The sequence below is a fragment of the Nonomuraea sp. C10 genome (assembly GCF_008017515.1).
GTDB classification, from domain to species: domain Bacteria; phylum Actinomycetota; class Actinomycetes; order Streptosporangiales; family Streptosporangiaceae; genus Nonomuraea; species Nonomuraea ferruginea.
In genome coordinates this window covers 75,660-98,079 of the sequence record NZ_VPFF01000003.1, presented here as the reverse complement: position 1 = coordinate 98,079, position 22,420 = coordinate 75,660, and the positions used below count along the sequence as shown (strand labels likewise).

Here is a 22,420-nt window from a genome sequence, read left to right as displayed (position 1 = left end):
CGGCCCGATGTAATCCTCACCATGACCGACAACAACAAGAACGGCGCCTTCGGGCGCGCGGTTCGCCGCATCGCCGCCGTGGCGGTGATCTCCGCGGCCGCACTGTCCCTCGCCGCCGGATCGGCCCAGGCCAGGCCGCCGGACATCTGGTACCCCTGCACCATCGACGGCAAGCCGATGTGGTGCATGGACGTCACCTGACGACGTCACATCCCAGCGGCCGGCGCAGTCACCGTCAGAAAACTTCGTTCCATGGGGGGAGCGTCACGGTGACGCCCCAGGCGCCGGGCTGACGAACGGGCACGACCCTTGCCAAGGGGGGTCGTGCCCGTTCTGTTTCCGGGGTCATCCGATGTGCAGCGCTTCCTTCACGAGCATGCGGTAAAGGTTCGGGGTGCCTTCGGTGGTGATGACCTCGACGACGGCGCGTGGGTTGCGGTCTTCGACGGCTTCCCGGATGAGCGCGTCCGCCAGGTCACGGCGGGAGGTGAACCGGCCGACCAACTGCGGGAGGCCGACGGTGTAATCGGTGACGCCGGTGCGGTCGAACAAGCCCGCGGGACGGATGACGGTCCAGTCGAGGTCGCTGCGCGCCACGATCTCCTCCGCGCGCCCCGCGTCCTCGTACAGCGGACGTCCCAGCCTGAGCAGCCACGGCATGATCACCTTTCGGTAGAAGAGCGTCTCGCCGGGCGGGGGTTTCATCGGCACGCCGGTCGAGGTGACCATGACCAGCCGCCGGAGCCCGTGGGCGGTCATGGCCGCGACGATGGCCGCGGCGGCCTCGGAGGCCGTCGTGGTGTCCGCCGAGCCGTACGGGACTCCGAGTGTGGAGATCACCGCGTCGTGCCCGGCCACGACCCGGTCCACTGCGGCGCCGTCCCGCGCGTCCGCCTTCACCACCGCCAGCCCGGGATCGTCCAGAGGGAACTCCTCCGGATGCCGGGTCACCGCGGTGACGGCATGGCCTTCGGCGAGCGCCTGGGCGGTGGCGATCCGGCCGGTCTGGCCGTTGGCCCCGAAGATCACAAGTCTCACGTACGCACCTCCGCTAGCTTGGCCGTCGTGGCATCTCCGATGCAACGCCACTTATATTGATTATAGGCATCGTAAAGCCAAATGGGGGATCATGAGCGAGGAGCAGGAGCGGCGTCGCTACGAGTCGTTGCGCCGCACCACCCAGGCGCTGGAAACCCGGGCGGAGATCGCCCGGGCCGCCCGTACGCTCTTCCTCACCCGGGGGTGGGCCCAGACCACGGTGCGCGACGTGGCACGCGAGGCGGGCGTCTCCGTGCCGACCGTCTACGCGACGTACGGCAACAAGACCGGCCTGGCACGGGCCCTGGCCGACGCCGCCGACCTGAGCGGCGACGTGCCGCACCTGCTGGCCGAGCTCGAAGACCCCGCCGCGGACCCGGCGCGGCAGCTCGGCGCGATGGCCGGCTTCGACCGCCGGCTGTACGAGCGCTCGGGCGACATCATCATGCTCGTACGGGAAGCGGCACGCACGGAGCCGGACCTGGCCACCCTCTACAGCGACGGCCGCCGCCGCGCCGACGAGACCCGCGTCCACGTGTTCTCCTCGTGGCCGGACGGGGCCCTGCGGGCCGGCCTGGACGTGGCGACGGCCGTCGACGTCTACGCCGCCATCTGCAACATCGACGTCTACGCCGTGCTCACCGGCGAGCGCGGCTGGTCACCCGACCGCGTCGAGAACTGGTGGGGCGACGTCCTGGCCCGCGAACTGCTGGTGAAGAGCGGGCCGTGAGTCACTCCATGTCGCGGTAACGGAGCGCCGCGGCCAGCGCGGTGCGCAGCTCGTCGGCCCCGGCGGGGGAGCCCGGGTCGTCCGCGGAGATCCCGGCGCCCTGCGGCGCGTGCGCGTACGGCACCACGTACGCGGCGGTGTCCCGCTGGAACCGCCACCCCTCCGCCAGCGGCCCCGCGTCGACCACGTCGAACCCGAGCGTGTCCAGCAGCTCGGTCGCGGCGGCCTTGGCCCCGGCGTCGTCCCCCGCGATCGGCAGCGCCGTCCGGTCGGGGGCGCCCGCCGGGCGGGGGAGCGAGGCCAGGTGCTTGAAGTAGATGTTGTTGAAGGCCTTGACCACCTTGGCCCCGGGCAACTGCCGCTGGAGCAGCTCGCTGGTCGTGGTCTCCTCCGCGTCGAGCTCCGGGATCCGCCCGTCGCGCTGCGGATAGTAGTTGCCGGTGTCCAGCACGACCTTCCCGGCCAGCGGCTCCGCCGGCACCTGGCCGATGCCGCGCAGCGGGATCGTCACCACCACCCAGTCGCCGGCGGCCGCGGCCTCGGCCGGCGTGGCGGCGCGGGCGCGCGGGCCGAGCTCCTCGACGAGCGAGGCCAGGGTCTCCGGGCCGCGAGAGTTGCTCAGGACGACGTCGAGACCGGCATCGACGGCTAGGCGGGCGAGCGTGCCACCGATGTTGCCACTGCCGATCAATCCAAGAGTTGCCATGCCCGCGACAACCCCGCCCGCGCGGGGCCTATTCCCTACCATGCAGGAGGGTTACTGGTCGTTTACCTATCGCATGAGGAGGCCGGCGAGCGTGCTCCGGTTGCGCTGGAGGTCGTCGATGCGCTCGTCCATGGCCGCCAGCTCCCCGTTGAGTATGTCCCACAGCTCCGCGCACCAGTCGAACTCCGGCCGCTCGCCCCGCGCGCACGGCAGCACCGTACGGATCACCTCGGTGGACAGACCCGCCTTCAACAGCGCGCGCACCTGCCGCACGGTGACGACGGCATCCTCGCCGTAACGGCGGTAGCCGTTGGCGGCGCGGCTGACGTCGAGCAGCCCCTGCTCCTCGTAGTAGCGCAGCATCCTCGGGCGTACCCCGGTCAGCCGGGACAGCTCCCCGATCAGCATGAGTTGACCTTTCCATCGGTGTGAAGCCATAACGTCGCCTCGTCGAACGGGCATTCCGGCCCGCGTCATCACCCTGGAGCAAGCCATGTCTTCTTTCGTCGTCCACCGCGACGGCCACCCGGCGACCGCCGCGGAGCTGGCGCCGCTCGCCTTCGCGGGCTACGCCCACTTCACCGCCATGCAGGTCAGGGGAGGTCGCGTACGAGGTCTCGACCTCCACCTGGAGAGGCTGCGATCCGCCTCCATGGAGCTGTTCGGCCGGGCACTCCCCGACGATCAGGTTCGGGCCCGGCTGCGGTCGGCCCTCCTGGCAGGCCCGGCCGACCTCTCCCTGACGGCCACCGTGTACTCCCCGGCGGGCGAGTTCACCGCGACCGACCTGGAGCCTTCGCTCTTGGTACGCACCGGCCCGCCCGCGTCCGGGCCCCGAGGACCGCTCTCGCTGGCGGCGGTCGAGCACGAACGGGTCCTCCCCGCCGTGAAACACGTCGGCGAGGTGGCCAAGACGTACTTCCTGCGCCAGGCCGTCGCCCGCGGCTTCGACGACGCCGCCTTCCTCGACCGTCGCGGCCGGCTCAGCGAAGGGTCCATCTGGAACCTGGCCTTCTGGGACGGGACCGCGGTGGTGTGGCCGGAGGCCGAGATGCTGGGCGGCACCACGATGGCCATCGTCCGTCGGCAACTGGATCGCCTCGGCGTCCCCCAGCGGGTCCAGGAGATCACGCTTGCTGACCTGGCATCGTTGGCCGGGGCCGTGGTCATGAACTCGTGGACGCCGGGGTTGCCTGTACAGCGGATCGCCTCGACCTCTCTGCCTGAGGCGCCGTCTTTCGTACGAATGCTGCACGAGGCGTACGAGACCGAACCCCTCAGTGCTCCTTAGGCAGCTCGTCCTCAGGCTGGGTCTTCCAACTCGTCGAACAGGTCGTCGAGGGTTTGGGCGGCGACCGCACGGGTGGCCCAGGTCTCGAGCTGGTCGAGGTCGGTGCAGGCGGTGATGCGGGCCCGGATGTCGTCGGGAAGCGCGAAACCGCGCGTCTCCAACAGGAGCAGCACCACTCGAGCGGTTCCTTCGGCTCTGCCTTCTGCTTTACCCTCGGCTCTGCCTTCTGCTTTGCCTTGGGTTTGGCCGTCTTGGAGGCCGCGGCCGTAGTGTTCGCGGGCGAAGGGACTGTAGACCGGCCAGGCGGTGGATTTCATGATCTCCTCCAGGAGGCGCCGGATGTCGGGCGCGGCCATGCTGTAAGCGTATTCATAGTACTTCGGAGCGTGTTCGTCGCGCAGCTCTGCCAGCGCCATGGCGAACGCCTCGATCACCTTGCGGATACGGCCGTGGGCCATCACCGCCAGAGCCGAGAGGGCGGGCTGGGCTGAGGCCTCGTGGGGGTCGGTGATGATCGGGATGTCGTCCGGTCCCAGCACGTGGGGGCGCAGGCGGTAGCCGGTCAGCCCGGAATCGACCGGCGCGGCGTAGTGGGTGGCGACCCCTTGGTCGGGGCAGACGACCAGGACGGTGACGTCGCAGCGCAGCAGCAGCCACAGGGCGGCGGCATAGCGGGCGAGCTGTTTCGGGTCCTTGGACTTGTCGTGCTGGATCTCCACGACGATGGCGTGCGCGGGCTCGTTGGGTGGTCCCAGGACGACGACCACGTCAGCTTCGAGATCTCCCGAGGGGCGGGTGTTGAACGTGCTGTCCTCGACGCGGATCAACGGAGTGGTCGGGATCTCCACTCCCTTGAGGTCGCGCAAGATCTCCACTGCCAGCTCGAGCCGGTCTTTGAACAGCTGAATGAGAGCGTCATGTCGGGGGGACGGCATGACACTCATTGTGACATGTCAACTACCTTAAGTGGTCATCAGGTCACGCCCTTAACCACCCCGGTTGCCCCATTCACGCGGGTGCCGGCTCCGACGCCCGCCCGTGGCTGATCGACCCGAACGAACCCCTGGCCCGACCCGTCATATCCATATGAAGCGATTCGCTGTGGCGAGTGCGTGGCTGGCCGCGTTCCTCCTGGTCATCCCGACGGCGGGTCTGGCCGTGGCGGCCTCGTCGCTGCACGAGCCCGCGGCTTTCCTGGGCTGGTACCTGGTACTGCTGGCACTGGCCTACATCCTGGGCTTGATCCCCCTCGCACTGATCGGGCTCTCGCCCGACTGGCTGCGGGCACTGGTTACGGCGATCGCGATGTACGTGATCGCGCTCGCAACGCCGCTCACCACCGCCATGGCGAGCTTCCCGATCCACGTGATCAGGTGCGGCGGGCTGCCGCTCGTCGCCACGAACTTCGCCGCCGCCTACAGCTACCGGATGCCCGGCAGCGACTTCTACGTAGTGACCCCGCTGGACAGCCGCTTCTTCTGCACCGAGAACGAGGCCCGCGCCGCCCGCTACCACCGGTGGCCAGAGCCTTAGCTGCCCTGGGTGAAGATTGTCTTCGCCTTCGAGCACGACCCGGTGGGCTGCTTGGCGGTGCCCCGGCACACCTGGACCTTGATCTGCAGCACGTACCCGTAGCTCCTGCGGAAGGTGCCGACGCCGGGCTTGCAGTAGTAGAAGCCGTGGGTCTTCCAGCGGCCGTTCTTCGCACTCTGGGCGCGGACGATCACCCAGGAGCATGCCTTGCCGGGGACGTCCCGCACGTTGCCGGAGACGACGAACCCGGACTGGCCCACCGTCACCCTGCCCCAGGCGCTGGCCTTGGCGTCAGCGGAGTACACGGTCCCCCACTTCCAGGACGTGCGGTCGGCGGCGGCCGGGGAGGCCATGGTGAGGGGGAGGGCCAGGGCGGCGAGGAAGGCGAGCATGCGCATGAGGGAACTCCGGGATGTTACGTGACGTGATCACCTCTAGAGATAGGCTGCGCGCCTTGCGATCCGCTTGAAGCCGACTGTGATCAGCGAACCGGACCGACGAGCAAGCCCTCTGATGACCGGAAGATCGCCCTACACTGACGATCGTGGACTGGATCGAGCGGGTCGCCGAGATCCGGCGCTGGACCAGAGGCGGCGAACGCGCGCCGCACAAACCGCTCCTCCTCCTGTACGCCCTGGGCCGGTTCCAGCGCCACGGCAACCGGCCGATCCCGTTCAGCGCCGCGGAGTCCGAGCTCAAGACCCTGCTCAAGGAGTACGGCCCGCCCCGCGACACCAGCCCCGGCTACCCATTCCACCACCTGACCAGCGACGGCCTCTGGCTGGTGGAGACCCTGCACGGCCCGGGCAGCCCCGGCCCCGAACTGGGCAGATTGCGCGACAGCCAGGCCAGCGGCCGCCTCCACCCCGACCTGGCCCGCGCCCTGTCGGAGGAACCCGGCCTGCTGGGACGGATCGCCCGCTACCTCCTCGACGCCAACTTCGCCCCGTCCCTGCACACCGACCTCTGCATGCTGGCTGGCCTGGACCTGGAGACGGCGGAGACCACCGCCGAGGCCAGGAAGCCACCGCCGGTCCGCCGCGGCCCCGGGTTCCGCGATCAGGTGCTGATGGCGTACGAGTACTGCTGCGCGTTCTGCGCGTACGACGGCTGGCTGGACGGCACAGCAGTGGGCCTCGACGCGGCGCACGTCCGCTGGTGGGCCTTCGACGGCCCGGACGACCTGGCCAACGGCCTGTGCCTGTGCGCCATCCACCACAAACTGTTCGACAAGGGCGTCCTCGGACTGACGCAGGACCGGACCATCACCGTCTCGGCCCGGTACGTGGGCCGCTCGCAGGCATCCCGCGACATGGTCCTCTCCCTGGCCGGACGCCCGGCCCGAGAACCCCAGCCGGGCCTGGACACGGTCAAGCCGGACCACATCGGCTGGCACGCCCGCCAGGTCTTCCGCACGCCCGCCCGCGGTTGACCGGGCTACTGATCCTTCGGCGAGACCTTCTTCCGTACGATGCCGCACCGCACCTTGGTGAGCCAGCAGCGTGAACTGCTCGCGCTCGCGGATCTCCTTCGACGCGTACGACATGAGCTGCTTGCTCGGCCCCACCGCGCTGTCGAGGAGACGGTCGGCCGCGTCGGCGCCCGGCTTGTCGGCCAGCCGCTCACCCAGGTAGCGCAGGAACTCGCCCCGCCGCTGCTTCGTGAACAGCCGGCTGCGCTCGTCCCGCACCTGCTCGGCCAGCCCGTCGACGTCCAGATCCATGGCGTTGTGCAGGTACGCGACCCCGTACACCGCGTCCTTGCCCTGCAGGGCTCCGAGGAAGTCGGTCATGTACTCGCAGTACCGGCGCACCTGCTCGACCGGATGCAGCGTCTCGCCGCCCGGCATGCCGTCCACGATCACCAGGTGCTCTCCGGCCTCCGAGGGCTCGGCCCGGCTCCACTGCTTGAGCTCGACCACCACGTACGAGTCCTCGCCCGTACGCGGATGCACCCCGGCGAGCACGACGTCGGCGCGTCGGCTCGTCAGGGGGAGCTTGTACTCCACGAGCATCTCGACCCGCTGTAACCCGGCGTCGGCCAGGTCGCGGGCCAGCGCCGGCAGGCTGCGCTGCCACGACTTGACCTCGGAGGGGGAGGGGCGGTGCCCGGTGGAGTTCCGCACGTGTTCGGAGATCAGCTCGGCCAGGGCGGCCTCGTTGGGCGAGAGCACGTTCTCGACAGACAGCCGCAGCGCCGGCACGGAATGTCCCCCAGGCAGCACGAGAGAACTCGTGCGGGTGGGGGCCTATCCGCTCCGGCGTGAGCCGTGCGAGCGCGGAAGCCCGTCGGGCCGCATCACATGGTCATCGAGAAGCGTAGCGGCGACGCTTGGGCTAGGGAACACCGCTGAGGGCGTTGGCTTCGAGCGCGGTGGGATGGACGCCGGCCAGCTTGGGATTAGCCCTCGTCGCCAGGCTTAACGATTGTCCGGTCGGCGGGGGGCAGTCGAGTTTGAGGGGCCACGGTGATTCCGGACAGCCGTCTTATGGGCGTAGCCTATGCGGCCGTTAGGGCTGAGAGGGACTCGTTGAGGACCTCCAGGGGTGGCCGGTAGCCAAGCGCCGAATGCAGGCGCCGGTGGTTGTAGAACCCTTCGATGTAGCGGATGACCTGCCGCCTTGCCTTGGCGCGGGTGGTGAAGACGAAGCGGTGCAGCCACTCGTTCTTGAGCGCGGAGAAGAACGATTCGGCCATCGCGTTGTCCCAGCAGACGCCGGTGCGGCCGACCGAGCGGCGGATCTGCAGACCGGTCAGGAAGCGGCCGAACTCCTCCGAGGTGTAGTTCGAGCCGCGGTCGGCGTGGAACACGGCGGCGGGCTGGAGCGGGCCGGTGCCGGTGGCCATCCGGATCGCGTCCTTGATCAGCTCGGTGCGGTAGTGATCGGCCATCGCCCAGCCCAGCACCGCCTTGCTGTGACAATCGATCACCGTAGCCAGGTAGAGGAAGCCCTCCCAGGTGCGGATGTAGGTGATATCGCCGACCAGCTTGACGCCCGGACGGGCGGCGGTGAAGTCACGGCCGACCAGGTCGGGGATGCCACGGAAGTCACCCTGCACCGTGGTGGCCGGCCGGAACGCCCGGACCTGGGCCGGGACGAGGCCCTGTTCGCGCATCAGGGCCCGCACCAGTTCGGCCGAGCAGTGCTCGCCGCGGCGGGCCAGGGCGGCGTGCACCCGCCGGTAGCCGTAGGTCTCATGCGAGCCGGCGAAGATCTCGGTGACAGCGTGGCCAGCAGGGTCCGGCGTTGTGCGGTGGCCGAGGCCGGCCGCTCGCGCCATTCGTAGTAGCCTGAGCGGGACACCTCGAGCCAGGCGCACATCTTCACGATCGAGTGGCGGGCCTTCTCCGCGTCGATGAGCTCGTACTTGGCGAGCGTCATCGAGTCTCGGACGCGAAGAAGGCGGCCGCTTTTTCAGGAAGATCAACTTCTCGCGCAGCTCGGCGTTCTCCTGCTCCTGCTCCAGCTCCCGGATCCGGGCCCGTTCCGGACCGGGGACCGGCTGCCGTTCCTCCTGGGCGCTCACGATCCGATGCCGGTTCACCCAGCTGCCCAGGGTGCTGGCGTTGATGTCGAACTCGCGTGCCACCGACGCGACCGTCCGATCGCCCTCCAGCACTATGCAGACGGCTTCTTCCTTGAACTCCGGCGAGAACTGCCTGCGACGCCTCGTCACGTACCTACCTCTTCCAGACTGCTGTCAGCTTATGTAGCTGGCTGTCCGGAATCTTCTAGGCACCTCATGCCGCCTACCTGCGTCGGCGCGGTATCAAGGCCGTCATCCCGGAGAAGGCCGATCAGGCGGCCCACCGCAAGAAGCGGGGCTCTGGCGGTGGGCGTCCGGTCAGCCATGATCGAGATCTGTACAAGCAGCGCAACACGGCGGAGCGGTGCATCAATCGGATCAAGGAGTGGCGCGGGATGGCCTTCCGGTTCGGCAAAACACCCGAAAGTTACCTTGCCGGCCTTTATCTACGCGGGGCCATCTTGTGGATCCGGAGCCTGTGCCCCGCGTGAAGATCCGAACTCCAAACAGTCCCTAGCCGAAGAGGATTGGGCTTACTCCGCCAAGCGCAGCGGTTCCAACGGTGAGTCCCACGAGCAGGGCCGCCGGTGTGTTCTTGCCTGAACGCCGCGCGATGACAACCGCGGCTGCCCCCGTCACAACAGCTACGGCGATGGCGATGATCGTTTTAATGATCACCATGGTCGACATATCTACCTCTCCAAGATCCAAAGGGCCACCCGAAATGGCCCGTAGGTGTGCTTCCTGCGGATTTACTACCAGCGTCGCCGCATGGAGGCCCCAGAGATGATCTTTTTGGGGCAAGGTGGATCTCGACGGATCGACCTGGAACAACATGAAACGGTGCTGAGCGAAATGAGTGAGACGCTGTCAGCTCCTGATGCAGGTGGGGCATGGAATGTGCTCGAACACTCGCGATGTACGAGACAATTGGTGCTTCGTCGATGGCGACGGACTACGGGTGGTGAATCGCCAGGTGGATGCTCCTTCTCCCAGCGCTGCTCTCAGCCGGCTGAGCGCAGAACTCCGCAAAATCCACCAGAAGGCTGGTAAGCCGTCATACAGGGACATGGTCCACGACTGGCCGCCTCCTGGAGAGATGAGCGTCGCTTCCCTCACGCGACTGTTGAATGGTCAAGGTGTCAAGTTTCCTCGTTGGAAGACGGTCGCTGGCCTCATCCATGTATGCAGGCACGCCCTGGCGGGGACTGGTGTGAACCCTGACGTTGAGATCGGCAGCATTGAGTCATGGCACACCCGATGGAAGCACCTAAACGATCTTCATTTGGGCAACACCGACGAGTATCCGACTGTCCTCGACAAGGAGGGCCCGCGGTCGGTCGATGGCTTCGTTAGCTCAAGCACTCATGGCCAACCCATCGGTCACGTGCCGAGGCATGCCTCTGATGGAAGGCTCTGCTCCACGCTCGATGAGATCCGCTTCAGGCGCTGGTTCGGGTGTCGAGGAACGGAACTGCTTGATTGGGTGGAGCGGGGGCAACCTCTCGCAAATTTCGAGTTGGGTATTCTGCTGACTCTTCGGGGGCTGCTGGCAGATGGAGCGGTATTTCTAAAGAAGGCCGCGTCTTTGGATCCGCGGCTGGCGTTGCAGCTCATGTTGAATCCCGCAGATAAGCTATATGGACGCATTCCCTCGGACATCTGCCACCGTGTGGGCACTGGTTATGCCCTTGAAGGGCGGACGGAAGTCGCGCAGCAATGGCACAGCTATGCGAGGTCGCTCAACGGTATACCGATGATCGGGATCCTGTCACCGCCAGGTCGGCACGCGGTCCTTACAGATGTTCTCGAACCTGTACGGCACGCTCCGCTGGACCCGAACGAGGTCCTTCAGATCGACATTGCCTATCACGAGGTTTATGACTGGACACCGGAGCCTCAGGGAGATTGCGAAATCCTTCCGATGCCCCTTTCCGCTGCGGAGGAATCGAAGGTGGTCGAGACGTCCGTAACACTCCGAAGCGCGTCGCAGGCGAAGTGATCATCGGTTGTGGTGGGACGAGCCAGCGCGGGTCCTTTCGGGGGCCTACGCCGTGGCCGCTTCACCGTGGGAGTCGACGTGCGGGAGGCGCCCCGCCGACGCCTTCGTCGTGACAGCCAAGCAAGGTAACCCATAGCCCACCTTTGAGGAGGGGGCGTCCAGCGGGATGCCCCCTGCTTCCGAGAGGCGGCCCTGCAGTCACCGACCTCCCTGCACGACCTTCTGGCTTCGACCCTTTTTCACGGACGGACTCGACGGCGACCTGGATCTGTGGGCGCGAGTCCGCGGCCACACCTGTGCCTGCACCTACCCAGCGTTCGAACTCTGCACAGCCGCCGGCCTGTGGTTCGTCCGGCGCCTCCCCGCCAAGGGCCTCGGGGACATCATGGAAAGCGCCTGGACGTCCGCCCGCGTGGCCGAGGAGCTGTGGCTTCGGATCGTGACCGGCCGCGCTCGGTGACGCAAACAGGCCGACGAACCCCCACAACCAGGGATGCAGGCGACGGTTGCTGAAAGTTTGCCGCCCTGTACGTGGCAGCAGAGACAGCACGAGGGACGCTCAAAGACGAGGTCCACAAGCGACTCAGGCCAGGAAGCCGTCCTGTCCTACACCGGCAGCCACGAGGCCAAGGGCACCTCGCAGGGAAAGGTCAGGAATGAAGATCGTCGTAGTAGGCGGGACCGGTCTGATCGGGTCGAAGCTCGTGGCCAAGCTAGACGAGCGCGGCCACGACGCCGTGGCAGCATCGCCGAGCACCGGCGTGAACGCCCTCACCGGCGAAGGCCTGGCCGAGGTACTGGAGGGCGCGTCCGTGGTGGTCGACGTGTCGAAGGCCTCCTCCTTCGAGGAGGCCGCCGTGCGGGAGTACTTCGAGACCTCCACCCGCAACCTGCTCGCCGCCGAGGCGGAGGCCGGCGTCGGCCACCACGTCGTCCTGTCGATAGTGGGCGCGGACCGCCCCCCGGCGCGCCCGTACTTCCGGGCGAAGGTCGCTCAGGAGAAGCTGGTCGAGGAGTCGTCGATCCCGTTCTCGCTCGTACGCGCCACCCAGTTCTTCGAGTTCGTCCCGAGCATCGCCGACGAGGCCACGGACGGCGGCAAGGTGCGGATGGCACCGGTGCTCTTCCAGCCCATCGCGGGTGACGACGTCGCGCGGGCGGTCGGCCGGGTCTCGGTGGGGGAGCCGACGAACGGCAGGGTCGATGTGGCGGGACCCGAGCAGGTCCGGATGGACGAGTTCTTCCGGGAGGCGCTCGCCTCCTGGGGTGATCCGCGTGAGGTGGTAACCGACCCGCACGCGCACTACTTCGGCGCCGAGCTGCGCGAGAGGTCGCTGGTGCCGGATGACGGCGCCACCCTCGGCGAGATCCGCTACAGAGACTGGAGATAGGTCCCATGTCCGAGGCCAAGCCCGCCTGGCAGACGGCGCTCACCTTGTTGCAGGAGGTCGAGCCGCCCTTCATCCCGGAGGGGGCGCACGTGATGACCGTGGTCATCGAGTTCCCGCCCGGTGACCCCGGCACGCCGCCGCACCGGCACTCCGGCCCGGCGTTCGGCTACGTGCTGGAAGGCGAGATGCTGTTCGAGCTGGAAGGGGAGCCGGAGCGGGTCCTGCGAGCCGGTGAGGTGTTCTGGGAGCCGGGCGGCGACGTCATCCACTACCAGGACGGCAACCACCGTGACGACGTCCGGCTCCGCTTCACCGTCACCATGCTGTGTGAGCCCGGCAAGCCGATGCTCACGCTGGTGGACGACGAAGAGCTCGCCCAGCGCCAGGACCGCCGCGCCCCTCGCCCGTCCTAAGAGCGGCCCGGCGGCACGAATTCGGGCTGGTCGAGCACCCGCAGCCAGCTCCCGTCAGCCTGACGCCGGACCACCTGCGCGCGAGCGCCGGAGCCGTCCTTGGGCGGAGTCGAGGTCAGGGCGATGTCGCCGCTGATCAACGTGGGCAGCGGCTCCTCCGGCGAGAACCGGGGACGCCCGGCCAGCACTTTCGACCACAGCTCGCGGATCGCCTCCCGCCCCACGGTCTGGCTCCCCGGCGGGTAGGCCAGCACCGCGTCCTCCTCGTACAGATCAGCGACCCCGGCCGCGTCGCCGGCGTTGGACCGCTCGACGAACAGGCGGGTGATGTCTTCGGGCCGCATGGCCTTCTCGTATGCGCTCATGCCTCCAGCATCCCCATCTCTCCCGTCAGAAGTCCAACAGCTGGTTCTGCTTGAAACCAGAACCAGCACTTATGAAACGCGGCTCATGTCCCCTGTCTCGGGTGTGCCCTCGGAGAGCCCGTAGCGCAGGTACACGGTCCCCTTCGGGCCGGCTGCCGGTGGTTCGAGGAGTGTGACGTTCGTGGGCACCGCGCCGCCGTCGAAGACCTTCTTGCCGACGCCGAGCACGATGGGGTGCACCCAGAGGTCGAGACGGTCGAAAAGCTTCTCGCGCAGGAGGGTCTGCACCAGGTTCAGGCTCCCGACGACCTTCACGTGCTCGTGCCGGTCGCGGATCTCGCGCACCGCGCCGGCCAGGTCCGGGCCGAGCCGCGTGGAACCGGCCCACGAGAGGTCGGGCGTGCCGCGGGAGGCCACGTACTTCGGGACGCTGTTGAACAGCGTGGCGATCTCGCCCTCCTGGTGCGGCCAGTAGGCGGCGAAGATGTCGTAGGTCCGCCGGCCGAGCAGGAGCGCGTCCGTGCCCTCGTACGCCGCGGAGACCTGCGCCCCTGAGGCCTCGTCCAGCAGGGGCGCCTGCCAGCCGCCGAACGGGAACCCCACCGGGTCCTCGTCGGGGCTGCCCGGCGACTGCCCGACGAGGTCGAGGGTGGCGAACAGTTCGATGTGGATGAGGCCCATGCCCTTACTCCCGATGCGGTGGTTGTCTGGGTCGAGAGGTAGACCTCTGGGCGCCGGCGGACTCATCGCTGCGCATGGCGTCCGATGTCCTCCTCGACGGGGGCGGTGAGCAGGAAGTCGGGCGCCCAGCGTTGAGGGTCACGACGGCCTTGACCGTTTCGCACGGCCCAGTGGTTTCCAAGTGAGTCGCAAACCCATCACTCCACAGTGACACCATGCCCTCTCGTTCCGAAGCCTCCGGCGAGTCGATGTTCACCATGGTCGTCCTGGTCGTCGCCACGATGGTCGCGGCGGTGGGATGGACCCTGACGGCCACTGTCCCCGCACTGGTCGACATCGGATTGGCGACCGGTCTGACCGGCGCTCCGGGAACCTTGACCGTTCAGGAGTGCCATGACGTGGAGTCCAGCAGGTATGGCAGGCAGGTGTGCACGGGCGACTTCGTGTACGCGGCCACCGGCGACAAGGTGGCGGCGGTCGGCGCCTTCTCCTGGGGCGAGCCCGGCCGCGTCTATCCGGCTCAGATCACCAGCGGGGGTGACCGGGCCGGATTCCGGGGAGTGCAGGGCACTCTGGCAGCGCTTCCCCACGTCTCCATCGACTTGATCTTCATCACCGCGGCGGGGATGGCCCTGAGGCTTCGGGCCTTCCGCTTGCGCAACGCGGCAGCGGTCGCCGCGGTGGGACTCGTGGGGATCATCGTCGGCGTCGTCGCGAGATGGTTCTGAGGGCCAGGGTGCCGTCTTCGGGGCGCTGTTGAACAGGCCATGTTAGAAGCCCATCAGATAGTCCTCGTCGAAACTAGAATCAATGCTTATGGAACTCCGGCAGCTCGAGTACTTCATAGCCGTCGCCGAAGAGCGCAACTTCACCAGAGCCGCCGAACGCGTCCACATCAGCCAGTCCGGCGTCAGCGCCCAGATCCGCCAGCTCGAACGCGAACTCGGCGCCGAGCTCTTCGAAAGGCACACCCGCACCGTCACCCTCACCGTCGCCGGCAAGGCCGCGCTCGAACACGCCCGCGCCGCCCTCGCCGCCTCCAACGCCGTCAAGCAGGCAGTGGGGGAGGTGACCGACCTGATCCGGGGCAGGCTCACCGTCGGCATGGTCATCGGCTGTACGGTCACGCCGCTGTTCGACGCCCTCGCCGCCTTCCACCGGGCGCACCCGGGAGTGGAGATCTCGCTGCTGGAGGGCAACTCCGACCGGCTCGCCGAGAGCGTACGAACCGGGACGATCGACCTGGCCCTCATCGGGACGGAGACAGCCGAGCACGACGGGCTCCACACGATGACGATCACCAGTGAACGCCTCGTCGCGGCGGTGCCGCCCGGCCATCCCCTCGCGGACCGGGAACGGGTCACCCTGGACGAGCTGACCGCGTACCCGATCGTCTGCATGCCGGAGGGCACCGGGCTGCGGGCCGTGTTCGACCGGGCCTGCGCCGCGAGAGACCGCCGGCCGTTGATCGCGTTCCAGGCCAGTGCCGGGGACGCCGTCGCCGACCTGGCCGCGCGGGGGCTCGGCGTCGGCATCCTCAGCGAGTCGATGGCCGCGCATTACCGCGACCGGCTCGCCGCCCGCGTCATCGACGACGTCGAGGCTCCCGCCCGGCTCGCCCTCGTCTGGAAGAACACCCACAGCCCGGCCGTACGGGAGGCGCTGGCGCACGGCCGGAAGGCCTTCGCCGTTAAGCCGGACGATAACGCCGGTCATTAGCGTGCTGGTGAAACCGGGGGAACGGCCCCGGCGCACCCGAGGAGCACCATGCGCAGAAGAGCCGGCCTGATCCTGCTGTCGACCCTCACCGCCCTCACGGTGGCGACCCCCGCCCAGGCGCACGCAGCCGCGGGCTGGCAGTGCTGGGCGAACTCCTACCAGAACGACGGCGACGCCGGCGGGAGGTCGGCTTACACCCAGTTCCTCTACAACAACAGCACGACCAACCAGGTGAAAGGCAACTTCTACGCCCTGGACGAGCGCATGACGCTCAAGAACGGGACCTCGTACCCCGTGATCCTCCGCCTCTTCAACGCCCGGACGGGAGCCCAGATCGGATACCTGAGCGCCGCGGCGAACTCGCCGAACAAGATCAAGGACCTCGACCTGGCCGAAGACATCCCCGTCAAGCTCGAACTAACCATGAACCGCTTCCACGTCTGCACCGCCACCGGCGCCATCACCTGAGCAGGGACGGTCCAGCCCCGCGGCGAGCTCGGCGATCACCAGGTCGACCTGCCGCCCCAGCACCTCGGCGGACGGTTCCCGCCCCGCCTCCAGCCACTGGTTGACCACGATCCGCAGCGCCGCGTGCACCGCCGCCGCGCACACCGTCGGATAGACGGAGTCCTCAGGGACATCGACACGTTCGGCGATCGCTGAAGCCAGCGCCTTCTCCTGGGCGGCGAGCATGGCGAGCTGCTGCGGTACGAGCGACGGCGTCCAATGGATCAGCCTGACCACCGCCAGGTAGTCGCGGTTGGCCGCGTCACTCTCGTTCAGGATCACCAGCACCGCCTCACGGAAGGCCCGCAGAACGGATTCCGTACGGGGCCGCGCCCGGAACTCGGCGATGAGCGCCTCGGCGGCCGAGGACACGGTGGCCACCACCGCTTCTTCCTTGCTGGAGAAGTAGTTGAAGAAGGTGCGCAGCGCGATGTCGGCCTCGTCGGCGATCCGCTCGACGGTGACGTTCTCGACCCCGTCGCGGATCGCCAGCCGCAGCGCGGCCTCCTTCAGGGCGGCGCGGGTGGCCTGTTTCTTCCGCTCACGCCGCCCCGGAAGCGTCGTCATGACCAGGTCACGGGTAGCGAGTGGACGCCGAAGATCAGCATCTCGTTCCGTACCGGGATCTTCTCGGCCGGTACGGCCAGGCGCAGGCCCGGCAGGCGGGTGATCAGCTCGCGCAGGCCGATCTGCATCTCGACGCGGGCGAGCTGCTGGCCGAGGCACTGGTGGACGCCGTGACCGAAGGCGAGGTGCGGGGTGCGGGGGCGCCGCACGTCGAGCCGGTCGGGGTCGGGCCAGTGCTGGGCGTCGCGGTTGACCTCGGGGGTGGCGATCACGACCGTGGCGCCGGCCGGGATGTCGACGCCGCCCAGCGTGACGGGCTCGGTCGTGACCCGGTTGACGCCGAGCTGGATGATCGACAGGTGGCGGAGCAGCTCCTCGACCGCGTTGTCGATCAGGGAGGGGTCGGCGCGCAGCGCGGCGAGCTGGTCGGGGTTCTCCAGCAGCGCGAACGTGCTCAGGCTCAGCTGGTTGGCGGTCGTCTCGTGGCCCGCGCCGAGCAGGACGAGCGCGACGTCGACGAGCTGGGCGTCGGTGAGCGGTGGGTCGGCGTCGTGGACGAGCCCGGACAGCAGGTCGTCGGCCGGGTGGGCGCGCTTGTGGGCGACCAGGCGCTGCATGAACCCGTACAGCTCGGCCCCGGACAGCGCCCGCCGCTTGGGGTCGGCGCTGCTGTCGAGCGCCACGGAGGTGTGCTCCTGGAACTCGGCCCGGTCGGCGTAGTCGACGCCGAGCAGCTCGCAGATGACCAGCGACGGCAGCGGCAGCGCGAACGCCGGCACCAGGTCGGCCTCGTCGCCGGCCGCCTTCATCGCCTCGATGTGCTCGACGGCGATCTCGGTGACCCGCGACTCCAGCGCCTTCATCCGCCGCACGGTGAACTGGCCGGTCAGCAGCCGCCGCAGGAGGGTGTGCTCGGGCGGGTCCATGAAGACGAAGAACCCGTCCTCGCGGGTCGCGAGCGGCTCGGGGGTGGTGGGCGCGTCCACTTCGTGCGGCTGCATCGACGTGGCGTCTCGGTGGCGCATCTTGTCGGCGCTGAACCGCGGATCGGACAGTACGGTGCGCGCCTCCTCGAAGCCGGTCACCAGCCACGCCTGCGCGCCGTTGCGCAGCGGCAGCGGCTGCACCGCCCCCTGGCCGCGCCGCTCCCGCAGACCGGGCGGCGGGTCGAACGGGCACTGCCCGCGCTCCAGCATGTCCGGGGGGATGATCTGGCGCATCGCCGTGGGGCTGGAGCTCGGCGACTCTTCGGGCGTCGCGGTCTGCGCGGTGTCGGCGCTCATGTACGCATCCTGTCTAGAGGGGACAGGTCAAACATACACAACGCGCATCAATGCGTGTCGTGCAAGATCTTGCGAACCTCCGCCAGTAGCTCGACCTGCGTCCGCCAGTCCCCGCCCGCTATCCCGATCACCGCGTGCCGAGCCCCCGCCTCGCGGTAGGCGGCCAGCTTCTCGGCGGCCTCCTCCGGACGGCCGGTCAGCGGGATGTCGATCACCTCCTCCACGGGACGCCCGTAGGCGCCGCCGATGCCTGACGCGATCTCCGCACGGGAAGGGACCCCCGTGCCCAGGGCGCAGGTCCCCCCGATCGCGACGACCGGCGCGGGTCTGCCGTGCTCCGCGGCCAGCTCGGCGAGCCGCGCCGCGCCCTCGGCCAGCTGAGCGGGGGAGATCAGGGACGGGAACCAGCCGTCCCCCAGCCGCGCGGCCCGCCGGATCGCCGTCAGGGACGCGTTCCCGACCCAGACCGGGGGCATCGGCACGGACGGCGCCAGCTCGACGGCCGCGCCCTCGACCTCGGTCCGCTCGCCCGCCAGCAGGCGCGGGAGGAGCCGCAGCGCGCTGTCGGTACGGGGCCCGCGCTCGGCATAGGGCACCCCGGCCGCGGCCCACTGCCCGGGACCGCCACCCGAACCGACCCCGAGCACCAGCCGGCCGCCCGACACGTACTGGAGCGTCGCGACCTGCTTGGCTGCCCAGGCGAGGGGGCGGATCGCCGGGATGAGGACGCTCGTGCCGATCCTGACCCGGGCCGTGGCCGCGGCGGCGGTGGCCAGGGCGATCGGGGCGTCCAGGGTGGGGCCGCCGACGGCGAGATGGTCGCCGTGCCACACGCCGTCCAGCCCGGCGTCCTCGGCGTGCCGGGCCGCCTCCCGCAGGTCGATGCCGTCCCCGCGCTGCACGCCGACCCCGGGCAGGATGACGCCGATCTCGAAGCTGTTCATCCTCGTACGGTGCAACCTGAAGTTCGGTTGACGTCAAGTATCGTCGCCCTTGTGGCGCGTTTCCTCTGCTTCGCCTGCCGTCGCCCGATCACCCTGCCGGTCCGCAGGATCCCCTTGCCCCCGGCGCACTACACCGCCATCGCCGGCGCGACCGTGCCCACGGACCGCATCCAGCCCCCGCGGATGCCGCGCGGCACGTACGCGGCCAACCACCGGCCCGAGGAGTTCTCCGGCGAACCGCCCGGCCTGGTGATCCACCCGGACGACGCCGTCGGCATGCTCCTGCATCCGGACCGGTCCCGGGTCGGCAGCTGCTGCGGGATCAGCGAGATCGACGGCCCCAACCTCGTCTGCGCGGGCTGCGGCACGGACCTCGCCACCCACCAGGCCGACTGCTACGGGCAGAACCAGATCACCCTGGTGGCGGACGCCGTCATCCTGTCGCACGTGGACGACCGGAATCCCGCGGGCCCGTGAGCCGCACCCGTCCCGCGTGATCCCCCGCCTCCTCCAGGGCCTGCGACGAGCTCGGCCCCGGTTGGCCTTCCCAGTCACAGGCACAGACCGGAACGTACCCCTCGCCGCTGCGCTCCTCCGCCCAGCCGAGGTGCTCCACCCCCGCCTCGCGCAGCAGCCGGACGGCCCTCGCCACCAGCACGACGCCCCCGCCCGCCACCAGCCCTCCGACCATCCCGAGGGAGAGGGCATCCTCGGCGTGCAGCACCTCGGGCGACCCGCGCGTCAGATGCACCAGGGCCGTGGCGAGCGCCGCCACACCGCCGAAGGCCACGAACGCCAGACCCCACACCATGCGGACGGTCGGCGGAACGAGCTCCAGGACCGTGGGGACGATGACGATGACGGCCGTGATCACCACGCTCGCGAGGACGCGGGGCGTGAACACCTGATGCCACAGCGGCCGGGTGACGAGCACGACCGCGATGCCGGTCACGAGCAGGCCGCCCAGGGCGAGGGCGAGCAGGGGACGCCTGTCCAGGATCATCGCTCCTCCTCCCCCCGATCTTCACCGGTCCCCGCCACCGTGTCCACTTTCAACCCTGGGCGGGCGATCTGTAGAGGTCCTCGGCCCCCACCAGGACGTGAAAGATTTCTTCATCGATAAACCACGAGATGGCTATGGATTCCAACGCGATGAGTGTGGATCATGTGAGGAGCCCCCGACAGCCCGGAGTCAAGCCGTGCCGCACCTGTCTCGCCGCCAGGCCCTCTCACTCCTCCCCGCCGCCGGCCTCCTCGCCGTAGCCTCTCCCGTGCGCGCCGCCGCCTCCGGCGCCGACCACGCCCGGCTGCTCGCCAACACCGTGGCCATGCTCGCCGGCACCCCCGACAGCAACACCCGACCCGAGGTCGCCGCCAAGCTCGCCGCCATCCTCAGGACCGCCAGGCAGCGCCTCACCGCCATGGACCAGGCAGGCGACGGCGAGCTGTTCGCCGGCCTCACGCTCGGCGCCGACGACGCCGCACTCCGCCAGGCCTTCCAGTTCCTGTACGAGATCGCGCTCGCCACCCGCACCCCGGGCGGCGAGCTCGACGGCGACGCCACCGTCCAGCGGCGCGTCGTCGAAGGACTCCAATGGCTGCACGAGCGCCACTTCGGCGACCAGACGGCGGGCTACTACGGCAACTGGCACAACTGGGAGATCGGCATCCCCACCCACGCCAGCCGGACCCTGGTCCTGCTCGCCGACCTCTTACGTGACGAACGCCCCGCCCTGACGCCCACGTACCTCGCCACGATGGACGCCTACCTCCGCAACGGCAAGGGCGGCGACGTCGACCTCGACTCCCGCTTCCACACCGGCGCCAACCTCGCCGACATCACCGCCAACCGCATCCTCCAGGGCGCCCTCACCGCCGACGACGCCCGCGTCGCCAAGGCCATCGCCGACCAGGCCACCGTCTTCGCCACCATCGACCCGTACGATCTGCGGCACGGCGTCACCGACGGCTACTACGAGGACGGCTCCTTCATCCAGCACCACTCGGTCGCCTACACCGGCTCGTACGGGCGCATCCTGCTGACCCGCGTCGTCCAGACCCTCAAGACGCTCGAAGGCGCGACCACCGGGTCAGGGCTGGGGGAGGTGGTCCACAGGTGGATCACCGACGGCTTCGCCCCGCTCATCTTCGAGGGCTGGATGATGGAGATCGTCAAGGGGCGCGCGGTCTCCCGTACCAACACCGGGTACGCGGACGTCGGGATCATCGTGGAGGCCATCGCCGACCTGGCAGACCACGTCGGCGGGGACAGCGCGCTGGCGTTGAAGAAGTACGTCAAGCACCTGCCTCCCGCCGACACGGGGTCGTTCGTCTCTCCGGTCAGCATCGCCCGTTACTCGGCCATCCGCGCCGACGACGCCATCCCGGCGGCCGACCTTAACCCGCCTTCGCGGTCCGTGGCCTTCAACGCCATGGACCGGGCCGTGCACCGGCGGCCCGGGTACGCGTTCGCGCTGGCGCGGAGTTCGGAGCGGATCAGCAAGTACGAGTACATGAACGGGGAGAACCTCATGCCCTGGTTCCAGGGGGATGGGGCTTACTACCTCTATCTGGCGGGCGAGGACCAGCGGGAGGTGTTCGGGGTCGACTATTTCACGGCCGTCTCCCCGTACCGGCTGGCCGGGGTCACCGCGCCGGTGGAGGAGCGGCGGACGGTGCCGGAGCTGTACGGGCGGTTCTGGTACGAGAACCCGGGGCATCCGCTGAACTTCACCTCGTCGTCGGAGTCGCAGAACACGTACGTGTACTTCCCGCGTGGCGAGAACGCGTTCTCCGGCGGGGTGACGTCGGGGGCGTACGGGGCGGCCGGTTTCGTGCAGTCCGATGACGTGGCCTATACGGCCAAGCAGGAGGGGGTTCTGCCCGAGGATTTCGTGGCTTATCGGAATGCCCGGGCCACCAAGTCGTGGTTCATGCTCGACGACGAGATCGTGGTGCTGGTGGCGGGGGTCGCCGGGCAGGGCGGGCGTGCCGCGGCGACGACCGTGGACAGCCGCATCGCCGCTCCCGGTGACGCGGTCGCCGTCACCGGCGAACGCTGGCAGGGAGGAGCCTGGCGGGCGGGTGACACCACGCCGCCCCGCTGGCTGCGCTACGCCAACGGCACCCGCGGCACCGCCGTCGGCTACGCCTTCCTCACCAGGCAGCCCGTCACCGCCGGGCTGGAGACGGTGACCCGCAGCCGCAGAGTCGTCCGTACGAGCAACCCCGACACCAGCGTCACCAAGAACGTCTTCACCGCGTCGGTCACCCATCCCGCGGGCGGTCAGGTTCCCGAGCTTGCCTACGCTCTGGTGCCCGGCGCGGCCGAGGCGGGGCTGCGCGGGTACGCGCGTGGAACGGTGCGCGTGCTGGCCAACGACCGGCACGTCCAGGCGATCGAGCACAAGGGGCTCGGGATCGTGGCGGCCAACGTCTTCTCGGACGGGCCGCGTCTCGCCGGGCGGATGCTGGTCGACGGGCCCGCTTCGGTGATCGTGCGGTCGGGCGAGCGTACGGTGGTCGCGCTGTCGGACCCGACGATGCGGCGGGACCGGGTCAGCGTCGTGCTCCACGGTCCGCGTCTTCGGGTCGACTCGGCGGACGAGGGGGTGAAGGTGCGGCGGGTGCCGGGCGGGATGCTGATCCAGGCGACGACCCGCCACGCCCACGGCCGCGGTTTCACGGCGACGTTGCGCTGACGATCTGTCGGTCCTCTCGCT

27 protein-coding genes are annotated in these 22,420 nt (G+C 69.1%); 14 read left to right on the top strand and 13 right to left on the bottom strand.

The genetic code is table 11. The features are described 5' to 3' along the window. Nucleotides 1–21 precede the first annotated feature (21 nt). On the top strand, nucleotides 22–201 hold the full coding sequence (locus FR742_RS31900) for a hypothetical protein (RefSeq protein ID WP_148035039.1): 180 nt from the start codon (nucleotides 22–24) through the stop codon (nucleotides 199–201). A gap of 144 nt (nucleotides 202–345) precedes the next feature. Here the strand turns inward: FR742_RS31900 and FR742_RS31895 are convergent, their stop codons facing one another. After that, nucleotides 346–1,038 carry an NAD(P)-dependent oxidoreductase gene (locus FR742_RS31895; protein ID WP_148035038.1) on the bottom strand — a complete coding sequence of 231 codons (693 nt, stop codon included), beginning with the start codon at nucleotides 1,036–1,038 and terminating at the stop codon, nucleotides 346–348. A gap of 91 nt (nucleotides 1,039–1,129) precedes the next feature. Here FR742_RS31895 and FR742_RS31890 point away from each other — a divergent pair, with 91 nt between their 5' ends. Continuing rightward, on the top strand, nucleotides 1,130–1,768 hold the full coding sequence (locus FR742_RS31890; RefSeq protein ID WP_148035037.1) for a TetR/AcrR family transcriptional regulator: 639 nt from the start codon (nucleotides 1,130–1,132) through the stop codon (nucleotides 1,766–1,768). 1 nt (nucleotide 1,769) lies between these two features. Here the strand turns inward: FR742_RS31890 and FR742_RS31885 are convergent, their stop codons facing one another. Both FR742_RS31885 and FR742_RS31880 read right to left on the bottom strand, forming a co-directional pair. Beyond that, nucleotides 1,770–2,474 (bottom strand): NADPH-dependent F420 reductase, encoded by a 705-nt coding sequence (locus tag FR742_RS31885; RefSeq protein WP_148035036.1) that lies wholly within the window; start codon nucleotides 2,472–2,474, stop codon nucleotides 1,770–1,772. A 66-nt stretch (nucleotides 2,475–2,540) separates the two neighbouring features. After that, the gene (locus FR742_RS31880) at nucleotides 2,541–2,882 is read right to left on the bottom strand and encodes a MerR family transcriptional regulator (protein ID WP_148035035.1); all 342 of its coding nucleotides are present in this window, start codon (nucleotides 2,880–2,882) and stop codon (nucleotides 2,541–2,543) included. 85 nt (nucleotides 2,883–2,967) lie between these two features. Here FR742_RS31880 and FR742_RS31875 point away from each other — a divergent pair, with 85 nt between their 5' ends. Next, on the top strand, nucleotides 2,968–3,765 hold the full coding sequence (locus FR742_RS31875) for an aminotransferase class IV family protein (protein WP_148035034.1): 798 nt from the start codon (nucleotides 2,968–2,970) through the stop codon (nucleotides 3,763–3,765). 11 nt (nucleotides 3,766–3,776) lie between these two features. Here FR742_RS31875 and FR742_RS31870 read toward each other — a convergent pair whose 3' ends face one another. Further along, entirely contained in the window at nucleotides 3,777–4,700 is a 924-nt protein-coding gene (locus tag FR742_RS31870) for a Yae1 family protein (protein WP_261808907.1), read from the bottom strand. A gap of 151 nt (nucleotides 4,701–4,851) precedes the next feature. Here FR742_RS31870 and FR742_RS31865 point away from each other — a divergent pair, with 151 nt between their 5' ends. Continuing rightward, a complete protein-coding gene (locus tag FR742_RS31865) occupies nucleotides 4,852–5,298 on the top strand; it encodes a hypothetical protein (protein WP_148035033.1) in 447 nt (148 codons plus the stop codon). On the opposite strand, the gene FR742_RS31860 is transcribed toward FR742_RS31865, so the two are convergent. Beyond that, the gene (locus tag FR742_RS31860) at nucleotides 5,295–5,696 is read right to left on the bottom strand and encodes a hypothetical protein (protein WP_148035032.1); all 402 of its coding nucleotides are present in this window, start codon (nucleotides 5,694–5,696) and stop codon (nucleotides 5,295–5,297) included. The genes FR742_RS31865 and FR742_RS31860 overlap by 4 nt on opposite strands. 146 nt (nucleotides 5,697–5,842) lie before the next feature. Between FR742_RS31860 and FR742_RS31855 the strand changes: the two genes are divergently transcribed. Then, entirely contained in the window at nucleotides 5,843–6,730 is an 888-nt protein-coding gene (locus FR742_RS31855; RefSeq protein ID WP_148035031.1) for a phosphorothioated DNA-binding restriction endonuclease, read from the top strand. Nucleotides 6,731–6,769: 39 nt separating this feature from the next. Further along, the gene (locus FR742_RS31850; protein WP_148035030.1) at nucleotides 6,770–7,327 is read left to right on the top strand and encodes a hypothetical protein; all 558 of its coding nucleotides are present in this window, start codon (nucleotides 6,770–6,772) and stop codon (nucleotides 7,325–7,327) included. Nucleotides 7,328–7,797: 470 nt separating this feature from the next. On the opposite strand, the gene FR742_RS31845 is transcribed toward FR742_RS31850, so the two are convergent. Then, nucleotides 7,798–8,976 (bottom strand): IS3 family transposase, encoded by a 1,179-nt coding sequence (locus FR742_RS31845; RefSeq protein ID WP_261808906.1) that lies wholly within the window; start codon nucleotides 8,974–8,976, stop codon nucleotides 7,798–7,800. A 363-nt stretch (nucleotides 8,977–9,339) separates the two neighbouring features. Beyond that, on the bottom strand, nucleotides 9,340–9,663 hold the full coding sequence (locus tag FR742_RS31835; protein WP_148035029.1) for a hypothetical protein: 324 nt from the start codon (nucleotides 9,661–9,663) through the stop codon (nucleotides 9,340–9,342). 262 nt (nucleotides 9,664–9,925) lie between these two features. Here FR742_RS31835 and FR742_RS31830 point away from each other — a divergent pair, with 262 nt between their 5' ends. The 3 genes from FR742_RS31830 (at nucleotide 9,926) to FR742_RS31820 (ending at nucleotide 12,632) form a co-directional block, all read left to right on the top strand. Continuing rightward, a complete protein-coding gene (locus tag FR742_RS31830; RefSeq protein ID WP_148035028.1) occupies nucleotides 9,926–10,828 on the top strand; it encodes a hypothetical protein in 903 nt (300 codons plus the stop codon). A 656-nt stretch (nucleotides 10,829–11,484) separates the two neighbouring features. Continuing rightward, nucleotides 11,485–12,219 carry an SDR family oxidoreductase gene (locus FR742_RS31825; RefSeq protein ID WP_148035027.1) on the top strand — a complete coding sequence of 245 codons (735 nt, stop codon included), beginning with the start codon at nucleotides 11,485–11,487 and terminating at the stop codon, nucleotides 12,217–12,219. A gap of 5 nt (nucleotides 12,220–12,224) precedes the next feature. Continuing rightward, complete coding sequence (locus FR742_RS31820) at nucleotides 12,225–12,632, top strand: cupin domain-containing protein (protein ID WP_148035026.1); 408 nt, start codon at nucleotides 12,225–12,227, stop codon at nucleotides 12,630–12,632. Here the strand turns inward: FR742_RS31820 and FR742_RS31815 are convergent. Both FR742_RS31815 and FR742_RS31810 read right to left on the bottom strand, forming a co-directional pair. Continuing rightward, nucleotides 12,629–12,997 carry an SgcJ/EcaC family oxidoreductase gene (locus FR742_RS31815; RefSeq protein WP_148035025.1) on the bottom strand — a complete coding sequence of 123 codons (369 nt, stop codon included), beginning with the start codon at nucleotides 12,995–12,997 and terminating at the stop codon, nucleotides 12,629–12,631. The genes FR742_RS31820 and FR742_RS31815 overlap by 4 nt on opposite strands. Before the next feature lie 69 nt (nucleotides 12,998–13,066). Further along, entirely contained in the window at nucleotides 13,067–13,678 is a 612-nt protein-coding gene (locus tag FR742_RS31810; RefSeq protein WP_148035024.1) for a dihydrofolate reductase family protein, read from the bottom strand. 215 nt (nucleotides 13,679–13,893) lie between these two features. On the opposite strand from FR742_RS31810, the gene FR742_RS31805 reads away from it, so the two are divergent. The 3 genes from FR742_RS31805 (at nucleotide 13,894) to FR742_RS31795 (ending at nucleotide 15,865) form a co-directional block, all read left to right on the top strand. Then, entirely contained in the window at nucleotides 13,894–14,406 is a 513-nt protein-coding gene (locus FR742_RS31805; protein WP_148035023.1) for a hypothetical protein, read from the top strand. A gap of 88 nt (nucleotides 14,407–14,494) precedes the next feature. Then, nucleotides 14,495–15,397, top strand: a complete 903-nt coding sequence (locus FR742_RS31800) for a LysR family transcriptional regulator (protein WP_148035022.1) — start codon at nucleotides 14,495–14,497, stop codon at nucleotides 15,395–15,397. Nucleotides 15,398–15,445: 48 nt separating this feature from the next. After that, entirely contained in the window at nucleotides 15,446–15,865 is a 420-nt protein-coding gene (locus FR742_RS31795) for a hypothetical protein (RefSeq protein WP_148035021.1), read from the top strand. Here FR742_RS31795 and FR742_RS31790 read toward each other — a convergent pair. The 3 genes from FR742_RS31790 to FR742_RS31780 are packed head-to-tail and all read right to left on the bottom strand — an operon-like array spanning nucleotide 15,815 to nucleotide 18,698. Next, complete coding sequence (locus tag FR742_RS31790; protein ID WP_148035020.1) at nucleotides 15,815–16,471, bottom strand: TetR/AcrR family transcriptional regulator; 657 nt, start codon at nucleotides 16,469–16,471, stop codon at nucleotides 15,815–15,817. The genes FR742_RS31795 and FR742_RS31790 overlap by 51 nt on opposite strands. Next, complete coding sequence (locus FR742_RS31785) at nucleotides 16,468–17,754, bottom strand: cytochrome P450 (RefSeq protein WP_261808905.1); 1,287 nt, start codon at nucleotides 17,752–17,754, stop codon at nucleotides 16,468–16,470. The genes FR742_RS31790 and FR742_RS31785 overlap by 4 nt, the downstream gene beginning before the upstream one ends. A gap of 47 nt (nucleotides 17,755–17,801) precedes the next feature. After that, the gene (locus FR742_RS31780) at nucleotides 17,802–18,698 is read right to left on the bottom strand and encodes an LLM class flavin-dependent oxidoreductase (RefSeq protein WP_148035019.1); all 897 of its coding nucleotides are present in this window, start codon (nucleotides 18,696–18,698) and stop codon (nucleotides 17,802–17,804) included. Nucleotides 18,699–18,749: 51 nt separating this feature from the next. On the opposite strand from FR742_RS31780, the gene FR742_RS31775 reads away from it, so the two are divergent. After that, nucleotides 18,750–19,175 (top strand): hypothetical protein, encoded by a 426-nt coding sequence (locus FR742_RS31775; RefSeq protein ID WP_148035018.1) that lies wholly within the window; start codon nucleotides 18,750–18,752, stop codon nucleotides 19,173–19,175. Here the strand turns inward: FR742_RS31775 and FR742_RS31770 are convergent. Then, a complete protein-coding gene (locus FR742_RS31770) occupies nucleotides 19,132–19,701 on the bottom strand; it encodes a hypothetical protein (protein WP_148035017.1) in 570 nt (189 codons plus the stop codon). The two genes, FR742_RS31775 and FR742_RS31770, sit on opposite strands and share 44 nt — an antisense overlap. A gap of 196 nt (nucleotides 19,702–19,897) precedes the next feature. Between FR742_RS31770 and FR742_RS31765 the strand changes: the two genes are divergently transcribed. Beyond that, nucleotides 19,898–22,399 (top strand): polysaccharide lyase family 8 super-sandwich domain-containing protein, encoded by a 2,502-nt coding sequence (locus FR742_RS31765; protein ID WP_148035016.1) that lies wholly within the window; start codon nucleotides 19,898–19,900, stop codon nucleotides 22,397–22,399. Nucleotides 22,400–22,420 lie beyond the last annotated feature (21 nt).